General features: G+C 38.7%; 9 protein-coding genes. 4 read left to right on the forward strand and 5 right to left on the reverse strand.

Annotated elements, in window-relative coordinates:
• Positions 1-108: 108 nt before the first annotated feature.
• Together IEU65_RS05310 and IEU65_RS05315 are read right to left on the reverse strand one after the other, a co-directional pair.
• Positions 109-1,323: an MFS transporter gene (locus IEU65_RS05310; RefSeq protein ID WP_010278779.1), complete on the reverse strand. Its 1,215-nt coding sequence runs from the start codon at positions 1,321-1,323 to the stop codon at positions 109-111.
• Between the two features lie 93 nt (positions 1,324-1,416).
• A complete protein-coding gene (locus IEU65_RS05315) occupies positions 1,417-1,563 on the reverse strand; it encodes a hypothetical protein (protein ID WP_010278782.1) in 147 nt (48 codons plus the stop codon).
• A gap of 186 nt (positions 1,564-1,749) precedes the next feature.
• Between IEU65_RS05315 and zwf the strand changes: the two genes are divergently transcribed.
• Positions 1,750-3,210 carry a glucose-6-phosphate dehydrogenase gene (gene zwf, locus IEU65_RS05320; protein ID WP_010278795.1) on the forward strand — a complete coding sequence of 487 codons (1,461 nt, stop codon included), beginning with the start codon at positions 1,750-1,752 and terminating at the stop codon, positions 3,208-3,210.
• A 50-nt stretch (positions 3,211-3,260) separates the two neighbouring features.
• On the opposite strand, the gene IEU65_RS05325 is transcribed toward zwf, so the two are convergent.
• Positions 3,261-4,190 carry a D-alanyl-D-alanine carboxypeptidase family protein gene (locus IEU65_RS05325; RefSeq protein WP_031941009.1) on the reverse strand — a complete coding sequence of 310 codons (930 nt, stop codon included), beginning with the start codon at positions 4,188-4,190 and terminating at the stop codon, positions 3,261-3,263.
• Positions 4,191-4,285: 95 nt separating this feature from the next.
• Between IEU65_RS05325 and IEU65_RS05330 the strand changes: the two genes are divergently transcribed.
• Together IEU65_RS05330 and IEU65_RS05335 are read left to right on the forward strand one after the other, a co-directional pair.
• Positions 4,286-4,723 carry a MarR family winged helix-turn-helix transcriptional regulator gene (locus IEU65_RS05330; protein ID WP_010278803.1) on the forward strand — a complete coding sequence of 146 codons (438 nt, stop codon included), beginning with the start codon at positions 4,286-4,288 and terminating at the stop codon, positions 4,721-4,723.
• The gene (locus tag IEU65_RS05335) at positions 4,720-5,610 is read left to right on the forward strand and encodes a metal ABC transporter solute-binding protein (protein WP_010278808.1); all 891 of its coding nucleotides are present in this window, start codon (positions 4,720-4,722) and stop codon (positions 5,608-5,610) included. The genes IEU65_RS05330 and IEU65_RS05335 overlap by 4 nt, the downstream gene beginning before the upstream one ends.
• A gap of 36 nt (positions 5,611-5,646) precedes the next feature.
• Here IEU65_RS05335 and IEU65_RS05340 read toward each other — a convergent pair whose 3' ends face one another.
• Positions 5,647-6,387, reverse strand: a complete 741-nt coding sequence (locus IEU65_RS05340; protein ID WP_228935025.1) for a helix-turn-helix domain-containing protein — start codon at positions 6,385-6,387, stop codon at positions 5,647-5,649.
• A 558-nt stretch (positions 6,388-6,945) separates the two neighbouring features.
• Between IEU65_RS05340 and IEU65_RS05345 the strand changes: the two genes are divergently transcribed.
• Positions 6,946-7,149, forward strand: a complete 204-nt coding sequence (locus IEU65_RS05345; protein WP_010278811.1) for a hypothetical protein — start codon at positions 6,946-6,948, stop codon at positions 7,147-7,149.
• A 380-nt stretch (positions 7,150-7,529) separates the two neighbouring features.
• On the opposite strand, the gene IEU65_RS05350 is transcribed toward IEU65_RS05345, so the two are convergent.
• Positions 7,530-11,984 (reverse strand): glycoside hydrolase family 70 protein, encoded by a 4,455-nt coding sequence (locus IEU65_RS05350; protein WP_010278815.1) that lies wholly within the window; start codon positions 11,982-11,984, stop codon positions 7,530-7,532.
• Positions 11,985-12,006: the final 22 nt, after the last annotated feature.

A 12,006-nucleotide genomic window follows, 5' to 3' on the forward strand; every position in this document is an offset into this window, starting at 1 on the left:
TGCTCCTTATTACAATGAATTATCAGTTATTATTGTACCTTGTTCTACCAATTATATGCCAACGTACGCTTATCAAAAAAAGCAGATTGCATTGCTACAATCTGCCTTTTAAGATGTTTTAACATGTTTGCTCTTGAAAATAGTCCAAGCTAGACTTGCTGTGATGAGCAACATCATCACAAACACAGACAAAAACATCATATTCATCAAACCACGATCCATCATAATACCGGAATAAATAGGACCAATCACACGACCTGAGCTAATCATCATTGAGACAAAGCCTTGTGCCTGCCCAGCAACTTCTTTTGGTGTAATCTTAGCAACCCATGCCGGAACTTGCGGACTTTGTAGCATTTCACCAATCGTCAACAGTTCAAACACTAGCACAATCTGCCAAAACTCTTTGACAAACATCAAAAAGAAAAAGCTCGAAGCAAAAATCAGACTACCAAGAATAACCGAAATTTGGTAAGGATGCTTATTAGCCCAACCGGACACCACTTTTTGCAACAAAATAATCGTAATGCCGTTAATCATCCATAAGTCTGCATAATTCCGTGTTGGCATACCCAATGCTTTCATGTGTGGTGCCATCACCGTTTCCCACAACATATAGGAAAGATAAGTAATAAATAATAAGGCACCAATCCCCACTAATAAGGGCGTCAAACGAAAAGTCGGGCGTACTTGGTTCGTCTCTACGGTAGCAGTTGCCGAATCCACAATCACTGTTTCCCCGCGCACATGAGTAATCGGTACGTTGAACTTAGTCGCAATAATCAACATTAGGAAAAAATATAACACAGATGAGATAATCATCAACAGACTAAAACCATAATCAAACAGATAGCCCACAGCCAATGTTCCCAAAACCACACCAATATTGAGCACGATATACATATTATTGAAAACAATCCGTGTTTTTTCACCCGGAACAGTGGTAGCAAAGGAATTAACTAGCGTTTGCTCAACACCCATGCCAAAATTAGCCAACCAAATTAAGCCCGCAAACGCTGGCCAATCATGCCACACAATCAAACTAGATACCGCAATTAAAATGATGAAGCTAGTTATCAACAAAGCTTCATAAGGTCGCCAGTGATCAAATAATTTACCACCGACAAACGAGCCAATCATGCTGATAATTGAGCCAATCATCAAAACAATGCCTGCGGTCGTAAATGTCTGGTGCAATGCGCCGGTCATATACAGCGTTGTCACTGGCCAAATCATTGAGTTGCCAGTATTTGATAGTAATGTTCCAAAAAGCAGCCACTTCTCATTAAGTGGCCGCGGTCTATCAGTTAAGTCAATTTGCATAAATTCTCCGAATATTGAGTGCTTTTACAATATCCAATTGTACCATGAAAAGTTGCTATCAGTACACGCAGTACCTACTGGTTAGACAATTTATTAGCGCCGTGAGTCGCGCCCGTTAGCCATCAGTTTAATAACCACATAAATCATGCCAGCGACAATTAAGCCGGCAAATGCCCAACCAATACCCACAGTAAATGTCACAATCAAATAGGCAGCTAATCCTATCCAAAACCATTTCATTTGTTGTACTCCTCATTTGCTTTTTTATTATTGTGTAACGAACAGGTGATAAGGTCAAGTGCAAAATTTCACGACAGATATCCAATTTTAGATGATAAACGTTTAAAAAACGCTGAAAACGGTTACTTTTTCCGCTATTTTGCGCTATAATGAAAAGTGAATTTAACTAAAAATAAGGGGTACATCATGGTTTCAGAAATCAAGACGTTAGTAACTTTCTTTGGTGGCACTGGTGACTTGGCCAAGCGTAAGCTTTACCCATCAGTTTTCAATCTTTATAAAAAAGGCTACTTGCAAAAGCATTTTGCCATTGTTGGAACGGCCCGTCAAGCCCTCAATGATGACGAATTCAAACAATTGGTTCGTGATTCAATTAAAGATTTCACTGACGATCAAGCACAAGCTGAGGCGTTCATCGAACATTTCTCATACCGTGCACACGACGTAACAGATGCTGCTTCATACGCTGTTTTAAAAGAGGCGATTGAAGAAGCTGCCGACAAATTTGATATCGATGGCAACCGCATTTTCTATATGTCAGTTGCGCCACGTTTCTTTGGTACAATTGCCAAATATCTTAAGTCAGAAGGCCTACTAGCTGACACTGGTTACAACCGTTTGATGATTGAAAAGCCTTTCGGTACATCATATGACACAGCTGCCGAACTCCAAAATGACTTGGAAAACGCATTTGATGATAACCAACTATTCCGTATTGACCACTACCTTGGTAAGGAAATGGTTCAAAACATTGCTGCCCTTCGCTTTGGTAACCCAATTTTCGATGCTGCTTGGAACAAGGATTACATCAAGAACGTTCAAGTAACATTGTCAGAAGTCTTGGGTGTCGAAGAACGTGCCGGCTACTATGACACAGCCGGTGCATTGCTTGACATGATTCAAAACCACACCATGCAAATTGTTGGTTGGTTAGCCATGGAAAAACCAGAATCATTCACTGACAAAGACATTCGTGCCGCTAAAAACGCAGCCTTTAATGCTTTGAAGATCTATGATGAAGCAGAAGTTAACAAATACTTTGTTCGTGCACAATATGGTGCCGGTGATTCAGCTGACTTCAAGCCATACCTTGAAGAATTAGACGTACCTGCTGATTCTAAAAACAATACCTTCATCGCCGGCGAATTGCAATTTGATTTGCCACGTTGGGAGGGTGTCCCATTCTATGTCCGTTCAGGTAAGCGCTTAGCTGCTAAACAGACACGGGTTGATATCGTCTTTAAGGCTGGCACGTTTAACTTTGGTTCAGAACAAGAAGCACAAGAAGCTGTCTTGTCAATTATCATTGATCCAAAGGGTGCTATCGAATTGAAGTTGAACGCCAAGTCAGTTGAAGATGCTTTCAACACACGTACAATTGACTTAGGTTGGACTGTATCTGACGAAGATAAGAAGAACACGCCAGAACCATACGAACGTATGATTCACGACACTATGAATGGTGATGGCTCTAACTTCGCTGACTGGAATGGCGTTTCAATCGCTTGGAAGTTCGTTGATGCTATTTCAGCCGTTTATACCGCAGATAAAGCACCACTTGAAACTTACAAGTCGGGCTCAATGGGTCCTGAAGCATCCGATAAATTATTGGCTGCCAATGGTGATGCTTGGGTGTTTAAAGGTTAATTAAAGCCCCAAAAAAACGATCGATTGTGATCGTTTTTTTATTGCCCAATTTACACAGTTTCATCAAGAATCCGTTTTGTTTCACGAAAAACAGCCGCTAAGTTTTTGTACTGATCCGCATGCAGCACAACAGTAACAAAGTGATGCTTTTTGTACGTAAAGAACCCAACAAATGACACACCAGATTTAACAGAAACACCTAATTTACCACCCGTGACCTGATATTTTGTCTGACTAAAATAGTTATTCATTAGTGAAAAATTTGACGCTTGAGTTGTGCCATTGAAAGTACTCGTTGTTTGACTCAATATTGCTATTATTTTTGGCTGATGCTTCAAAATTTGCTCGCTCATTTTGGCAACATCAATTGCAGACATCATGTTTTCAGCATTATTTGGTGCGTTGACTTTGTCATCTTCCATTTCATCATTACGTATGCCCGCAGCGTTATACCATTTTGCTGTTTTAATATCCCATTGCTTGACGGTTGCTGTCATTAACTTTGCAAAACGTGCCTGTGAACCGCTTATTTCATCTCCTAAGGCAATCGCGGCATCATTAGCAGATAATTGCAAGGCTGCATTGAGTAAATCACCAGTCCGATAAGTGGTTCCAGCGTCCAACGGAACAGCTTCTAATTCAGGTTCTTCACCAATTTTAACTGTATTAGCAGATGGTTCAATCATGTCTGTCATTGCTAATTTCTCCAACGTTAAATACCCAGTCATTAACTTGCTAATCGAGGCAATTGCTAATGGTCGCGTACCGTTTTTAGTCCCTACTAATTGGCCAGTATCACGATTTAAGACAACTGCTGCTGAAGCTGTTGTTGTCAATTTTTTGACCTTCAGTTGTTTCATTTTTTTAATTTGTAATGTTCTTTTGGGTTCATCATGATGTGTTTGATTGACCACATTAGTGATCCAAAAAACACCCATTATGCCCACCATGGCCACGATTATTAAGCCTACTTTTTTCATAAGTCTAATTGTACTCAAAAACTGATGATTGACAATCTTTAGTCGGACAAGATATACTTAACTAGTTAATTAACCGGTTAAGTATTGGAGAATATATGTCTGAAACAAATGAAATCATGACGGCACTTAATCATTTCGTACAAGAATATGCTAGTCACTCAGAAGTCATTACAAGTACAGCGGGGCAAAATATCAACGCGACACAAGCTCATTTGCTCATGTTATTACGCACTCAGTCACTGACTAACACACAACTTGCCACAGCGGTTGAATTATCACGTCCGGCCATCACAAAAGCCATCAAAAATCTCATCGCTCATCACTATGTCATTGCGACAATCAATGAAACAGATAAGCGTAGCACTTTTTATTCATTAACACCGAGTGGTGAACAATTAGCATTGCGCCATGAGTCTGCCCATCAATCCATGTTAGATCACCTCAATACAATTATGACCAATTTCACCCCTAAGCAACAAAAGACCATTACGAAATTTTTGAAACAACTTAACCAGATTGGAGACAACCAATGAAAAAAGTTATCGCCTTATTGGCTACCATCATGATTATTGTTATGGGCTTCGCCCTTATTAAAGGACAACACCCATCCTCAAAAAACAGCACGCATCATCAAATAACAATTGTCGCATCTACTGATTTCTATGCCGAATTAGCGCAAGCAGTTGTCGGATCGCATGGTAAAGCCACCGCTATTATTAAAAATCAAAACATTTCACCCGAGGATTACGAGCCAACAACAGCAGTCGCAAAACAAGTCAGTCAAGCGGATATTGCTTTGGCAAATGGACTGGGTTACGACACATGGCTTAATAAATTAGCTAAGGCTTCTGACCAAGCAAAGCTCATTCGTGTTGGTGAAACTGTTTTAAAGCAAAAAACTGGCAGTAATCCTCATCTCTGGAATAATCCAGAAACCATGATTAAAACAGCACAGTATCTCGCAAAACAACTCGGCAAAGAAGATCCAGCCCACAAAGCTGATTTTCAAAAAAATGCCAAAAAATATATTGCCAGCTTAAAGCCAATTCAATCATTAATCACCCAAATCTCACAAGACTCTAACGGTCAATCAGTTGCGCAAACAGAACCTGTTTTTGAGTACATGCTAAAAGCACTGGGCTATCACGTCATGGATTCAGATTTTTCTGAAGCAATTGAAGCGGGTAATGATCCTTCCCCCACAACATTAGCGTCACTTAGATCAGCTATTGAGAATCACCAAATCGCTTTTATTGTTAACAACAAACAAACCTCCAGCACGATCGTCAGTAACATCATTAGTCTAGCTAAAACACATGGCATACCAGTTGTAAACGTCACTGAAACACTCCCTAATGGCGAAAATTACGTGTCATGGCAGTTATCTGAACTGCAACATATTGCCAAAATTACGAAATAAAATTCAGCAACGTTAAAAGCAGCAGTTGCTGTTTTTTTATAACCATTGGTTAATATTATTTCCGGTTAAGCGTCTCATACGACTCTGGAATGCTTTCAACGGCTCTGGATTGGGTTGACTGAGCCAAACAGATATAAAGGCTGTTAAAACTTCAATTAAATACTCTAATGCCAATCCTTCTTGCTCGTCCACTTGATGATGTGCTAACAAAATTCGTTTATACTTTGATTTAATAAATGCCAGCCAAATCCCTTTAATGTATGGTCGCGTGTATAAAACGTGCAATGGCACTCGCTTAGCATAAAGTAAAGGGGCCATATTATTGATAAAAATAGTAATCAAGTCATGGTGTGAGGCAACTTGTGCTTCAATTTCAATTTTGATATTGCGATCAACTTCGTTGAAAAATTCATAGATTAATTCATCCGAATTAGCAAAATAAAGCGCCACATGTTCGGGTTCCAATGCAGCAACTTGTGCAACCTTGTTGATAGTTGGTTTCTTGTCATACGAGGCAATCATACTTTCTAAAAAGGCATTTAAAATTCTCTCTCTTGCTGTATGTTGCGTTTGCTGGGTCACTGGGTCCAAAAAAAAATCGAAAGGTAGTTGATATTTATCGATAATCGTAAACATCATTTCTGCCGTCGGTTCACTTAGGTTTCTTTCCCACTTTGACACTAGCTGATAAGAAACAAATATTGTCTTTGCTAGATCTATTTGGGTCAATTTTTTTGTTTTTCTCAATAACTTGATGCGTTCTCCAATAATCAACATTGTTCTCCCAATACTCTAATTACCTTTGTGCCAATTAACGGCATAATTATCAATCACACTAATAAACGGCAACTATTTTATTCCTTAAATGATATCATTTTATTAATATAAATTCTTGCATAAAACGTACCTATTTATCGGACAAAACCTAATAAATAGTTGATTCAGCGCTTTTGAGATTCCAATATAGTTTGTCATAACGGATAATCGCTTAATTAAAATCGTTATTTTAGAACATTAATTATCGTTTCATGACATATATAGTTGAATTATGATATTAGTAGCTATACAATTAAATTGTAAGCGCTTCCTATGATTTTTAAAAACATGAAAAACTAGCGCAACAGTGTAGGATAAACATTATGAACACTAAAAAAATTGACTATGTTAACATCATTTTCTTTATAGTAACGGCGGTAATACCTTTTGTTTTCTTATTGGGCAGTATGAAATAACTCATTGGGACAAATTCATGCTTGTTGACAACAGGTCACGGCAATATCCACGGTTCCGTTTCACCCAATTAACATCATTTTACTCAGAAGGGAGGTGTTATTTATGTGGCAATTAATTGTTGGTCTGTTACTGCTGTCGGCCGCCGTTTGGCAAGGTTTTGCCTCACGCAAAGCGTTTATAACCTATCGCACATACGCTGCAAAAACAGATAGTCCTTTTAGAGTGTTTGGATACTTGTACGGTTTCTTTTTCACAGCATTGTTAGCTGTGTTTGGTATTGTAGAAATTCTAACTTTTTTGGGCTAAAAAGACGACTTAATTTCACCAAAAAGGGTCAAAACAAAAAAACAACTTACCCAGCAACAATATTCCTCAAGCCAAGTGCCTGAGCAAATATTATTAATTTTCAAACTAGCCAGAATACACAACTATTTTCATAATGGTACTAACCAATTTTCACTAAGTAAGTCGTTCCTAGATTGAAAGAAATCCATTCCTGCCATCGTCACTGACGGCGTCAACAAATCTGAATGTTATTAGGATCTCCTCCTAATCTCTACCTAAATTATAGCATGTCTCTTCTATATTTGCAAGCGCTTACATATATTTGATTGACAAAAGGTAACAGCACATTCCTACTGTTACCTTTAATGTTTAGTTAAGTCAGCTACAGTGATTCAGTCACCTTATCGGTCAACCAGTGAGAGATTACCATCTTGATCAGCATAGTACCATGTTTTACCTTGATCGACTGTGACAAAATTATTTTTAACCAAATTGCCTGAATCTGCGTCGTAATAATGCTGTTTATCACCATCAGCAATAATTTGGCCCTTTACTTGGCGACCATCTGTCCTAAAGTATTGCGTTTCACCGTTGATAATTTGTTGACCTGTTACAAGAACACCTGTTGCGTCGGCGTAATACCAACTATCATTGTAACTGATATATCGATTTGTGACTAAATCACCATTACCACCTTGATAATAATATTGTTGCCCATCATTTGAGATGATTTGGTCTTTGATTTGTATCCCATTATCATCAAAATACAGCTTGTGACCATTAACCTCTTGCGCACCTACCACAAGATTACCATCTTGATCGGCATAATACCAAGTTTTACCTTGATCCGGTGTCAAAAAGTCATTTTTGATAAGATTTCCAGTGTTTGCATCGTAATAACTTTTCTGATTACCAGTCACAACAATTTGACCTTTAATTTGTTGCCCATTGCTGGCAAAATATTGAACGTTACCATTAATACTTTGAACACCAGTCACTAACTCGCCCTTGGTGTTGGCATAGTACCAGCTGTTGTTGTAACTGACATATTGATTCGTTGCCAAATTACCATTCCCAGCTTGATAATAGCGTTGCACACCGCCAAGAGTAATGATGGCACCTTTTGTTTGAACACCATTCACATCAAAATATTGCGCATGTCCATCAACTGTATAAGTACCAGTTACCATTTCCCCATCACCATCAAAGTAATAACTATTACCTTCTGTGTCGGTCACGTAACTATCCTGAACCTGTGCCCCATTAGTCGCATAGTAATTGACGGTCCCATCCGCTGTTTGTAAAAAGGATCCCCGCAACTCTACACCATTTGGCAAAAACATATAGTTTTTACCATTGATTGTCTTACTACCAACTGTCATCAGACCATTTTTATTGAAATAATAGTAATTGCCAGAAACATCATCTTTGACGAATTGATTTTTAGCCTGAATACCACTCTTAGAGTAATATACAATACCCTTACTTGTTTGTTCAAAGCCTGTCATTGTGGGTTTTCCAGTCAGCTGATTAGGCAAAAAGTCATCATCTGTACTGTTCGAAATCACTTTAAAGTAATTCTGCGTACCACCATCAGATAGCACATATCCAAAACCACGTCCTTGAATATTTGAACCATTAAAGTATTTTGCCGACCACTCTTTAATCTTAGTTGAATCATCAATTGGCAGTCCTGTCGAAACCTGAATTGTTTTGAATAAACTTGGATATTTAGACTTAATAATTGCTAAGAACTCACCACCATATTTACTTTGATATTCGCCACCACCAACTGTGTGAGATACATACAATACATTGGCTGCATTTGAATTGGCTGACTGATTACCAAGACTATCGGTGCGTGATACAGACACCAGTTCTGTTTGAGGCAAATTATAAATCTGGTCTGGCACAAAGTCAGCCATTGCTTGTATGCCATTAGCATGCAATGCTTTAATCGCATCACGCAATTGCTGATCGGTTCCATACTTCGTTGGCGTTTCAAATCCCAAATCGTAACGATCAGTGAAGGCATAACCATTTTGAATAATGGAATCCAAAAAGCTTGTATCGGTGCTCGAGCGATATTGCGGTGCCATTTGGAAACTCGTGACACCCCAAGATTTGAACAGATTAACATTAGCAGCTATTTTGACATTTGCAAATTCACTTTCTGACTGAGGTGTTGATTGAAAGTTTGAAAAGCCTTCATAAATTAGGTTGGAATCTAAGGCAGCATTTGAATGAAGCGTATTGCCATCATTAGAAGTCGATTCACTAGCAGCAGTACGTACATCTTGATCATCCGTAGCATCTTTAGGCGCCCAAACTGATAAGAAGCCAGATACTTGAACATTACTATAGCCATGAATTTCAGAAGCAGTGAAAATCAAGTCCCCATTACTGTCTGTTGTTTTAAAAATATCGGTATTATTTGCAATACCGTTGTCGGTTGTCTCAAGTATCTCACGATAAACTTGATTTGCATGTGCAATGCCCATATGGAGCACGACGGTTTCACCAGACGCCAACGAAAGGTTGGGATTATTAGAAACAATAACACCTATACCTGAGTTAATACTGGTTAAATCATCTGATGTCGCATTAGCGTCAGCCAAATTTTTGCCATAACGCACACTTGTTAAAATATCATGTTGATCAACCGCCATTGACTGTCCACCTGCAACATATTTAACGCGAGACTGCAATAAATTAACGATAGCATCATAATAGGGTGTTTGCGTGCCCATATACTCACCATCATCTGTATATAAATCACCATAATACACACGTGGAATCGTATCTTTATTGGTCAAAAGCATGGCATAAGCACTTGGCATATTGTATTGGGTATATTGTTTATCCACCCGATTCATATCAGCGTTATACACGGCAAATGCCTCTTCTAATTGCGCTTGAGTTGGCGCAAGACTATTCACCACATCAGGATGTAAATCTTTAATTATTGTAGCAATTACCGTTTGAACTTCACTGTCATGTGCACGAACAAATGAGTAATTTGGCGTCGCAACATTTTCGGTTGAATCGTTGGCACGATTAATCATAAAGTATTCTAGGAAGCGTCGCATGTCAGCACGATTACCAACTTGTTTTGTCAATGAAAAGAGTAATTGTTGCTGCGTATACGTGTCCATTGTCAATTGATTACTACCCGTTTTTGACATGTATTCCGCATCATTAGCAGACCAATCTTCCAAAATCGATAAATGTTGGTTAGCATTTGTGTCAGATAAACTGGTGCCGTAAGCTAATTTAAAGTAATCAGAAGCGATCTGCAACAAATCAGCGTCCACGTTATCAACAGCATCAACTCTAATACCATCGAAATTAGCCGTTGGATCATTAGCTGTAATTGAACCAAAATTCATTAAATAGTACAACCAGTTAAGTTGTTCAGCTTGAACTACTGGATTGGAATTATCAACATCATTTGCTAATAATAATTCAAACCCACCTTTAGATTTATCAGTGTCATAACGCGTTGTACCAGATTGATTAGTCGGAGTTCGATTAAGCAAACGAAAATTCGAATTAGCATCAGGCGTCAATGGACTATTGACATACGTTAATGCACCACCTTGTAAGTGATCATTGCTTGGTGATTCACTCACCTCGTTCCACTGTGGTTGTGTATTAATAAACTGAGTCATCAACGCTTTTAACCAGTCGGTTGATTTTTCTTGGCTAATTCGCATCTCAATATTTTTTTGAACAGCTCTCACAGCGTCATTCATAATGGCAAGATCACTAGCGGTTGTAAATGGTGCGTTAATCGAGAGCAAACCATTTGCAGCCATCATGTTGAGATAATTGACCTCGGTCACAATATCCGGTTGCCAAGTGATTAAAATGGGACGTTTATCCTCAGCAGTAGATGGCCGCCATGACTCACCATTTTCCAATATTTCTTTAGGTCTGTACCAACTTTCTGCCGTCAGATAGCCATTGATATTATCAAAGCTGGCGGCTGTATTATCATAGGCAGCATTATGAACTGTGTAATCCGAGTTGTCGATTGTAACGCCAGTTTTAATGGTTGAGGCATCAGTATTATCTGCTTCACCAGTTGTGCTATTGAAGAAAGTTACGACACCATTTAATACTGCTGTGTAACCCTTCATTAATTTACCAGTGCTGTCAAAATAATAGGTCTTGCCATTAATTTGTTGCACTCCGGATACCGCATTACCGTTGGAATCAAAGTAATATTTATCTCCGTTGGCTGCCGTTAAATAATCTCCTTTGACTTGGACACCATTAAGACTAAATCCCTTAAGGGTATCTCCAATTTTGTGTAGCCCAACCAGTGCAACGCCACTGTCGTCATCAAAATAATAGGTATTACCATTAATTGTTTTGTATGCGCCTGTCAAAACTGTGCCATCAGGATTAACGTATCTGATCTGATTATTTGTTGTCAATAATCCTGTCTCAATCGCTGCATCACTATTTTGTGGTGTTTCTACGTCATTATTAGTTTGAGCTGTTGTTTCCTGAGCTTCTGTTGATTGGCTATTCGTTGTATCGCCTGTTTCAACTTTTGGCGTGGTGTCTTTTGACTCATCATTTTGATCTGTTGGCGTCTGAATATTGGTGTTATCAGCTTGAGTATCATCCAAATTTGGATTAACTGTCGTCGCTACAGACGCATCAATACTAGTGTCCTGATCTGTTACTACATTCTGCGTCGTTGTTGCAACCGATGGATCATTTACATTTTGATCAGCACTTACACTGGCTTGATTCACCATCAAAAAAGCAGTAGTCAACCCAGCTACCACCCAACTTTTTTTTGCCTTATAAAGCTTCTTTCTTGCCACGGATTTCTCTCTCATAATACTCATTCTCCATAATTTT

The organism is Leuconostoc pseudomesenteroides KCTC 3652, assembly GCF_014634745.1.
GTDB classification, from domain to species: domain Bacteria; phylum Bacillota; class Bacilli; order Lactobacillales; family Lactobacillaceae; genus Leuconostoc; species Leuconostoc pseudomesenteroides.